Raw genomic sequence first — 982 nt, forward strand, 5'->3', positions numbered from 1 at the left:
ACCCCGACCCGGAGAGCGAGGCCACCGGCGACCGCTACCGCATCTCCCGCCACCGCGGCGACATCACCCCACCGCTGTCCACCTGGACCCCGGCGACCGTCACCTGCGACGTGATCGGCGGCGGCGCCTACCGCGCCATGGTCGCCACCGGCTACACCACCCTCACCCGCACCGGGCTGCTGTGCCGCTTCCCCCGGTTCGCGGTGCAGCGCATGGCCGCCCACCTCGACGCCCTCTACCCCGGTGACATGCCCGGGGAGCACCCCCGGCTGCGGTTCGACGGCGACGAGGTCGCCGTCGAGTGGGAGAACGACGACGGCCTGGACAGTCGCTGGGTCGAGGACGACCGGGTCACCCCGGACGCCAACCGCTGCTACGCCATCGGCGCCTACCAGTGGCCATGGACCCTCGTCGCCTCCGAGGCGACCTCCCGCGCCGCCGACCCGAAGGACCGGTCGCAGTGATCGTCGACGAGGTGTTCCACCAGGGCGGCCCCGGCAGCTACGAGCTGACCCGGGTGCACCACACCGACGGGTACGTCCTGCGGGTCCGGGTCTACCGCGACAGCTACGCCAAGCAGAGCACGGCGGTCGCCGAGGTCCTCACCCCTCTGGTCACCTGGACGATCATCGCCAGCAGCCCCGGTCACGGCTGGCACCGCACCACCCCGACCACCTCACCTGACGCGGCGCCGCTGATCCCGGTCGCCGACGAGGTGCTGCAGCGGGCGCGGCGGATCCTTCCCATGCCGCCGCCGTCCACCACGCCCGGCCGGTAACCCGCCAAGGCCACGCCCTCCCGCGCCGCCCTGCCCGCCCGGTCGCACCTCACGCACCAGCGGACCCAGCCCGGCGCCGGATCTTCCGAACCCCATCCGCCCGCCGCACCACGGCGGGCTGATCAGAGCGTCCACGGCCCACCGCCGCTGACGCGCTTTTTCGCACTGGCACGACCTGGCCGATGCCCGGCCACCCGCGCACTC

General features: G+C 73.8%; 1 protein-coding gene and 1 pseudogene. Both read left to right on the top strand.

Features of this window, described 5'->3' with window-relative positions; translation table 11 throughout:
• Positions 1 to 464 (top strand): annotated as a pseudogene (locus tag ACLQ24_RS29825) (hypothetical protein); the annotation flags it as partial.
• Positions 461 to 778: a hypothetical protein gene (locus ACLQ24_RS29830; protein WP_425895070.1), complete on the top strand. Its 318-nt coding sequence runs from the start codon at positions 461 to 463 to the stop codon at positions 776 to 778. The pseudogene ACLQ24_RS29825 and the gene ACLQ24_RS29830, both read left to right, overlap by 4 nt.
• Positions 779 to 982: the final 204 nt, after the last annotated feature.

Source organism: Micromonospora sp. DT4 (assembly GCF_049841675.1).
GTDB lineage: Bacteria > Actinomycetota > Actinomycetes > Mycobacteriales > Micromonosporaceae > Micromonospora.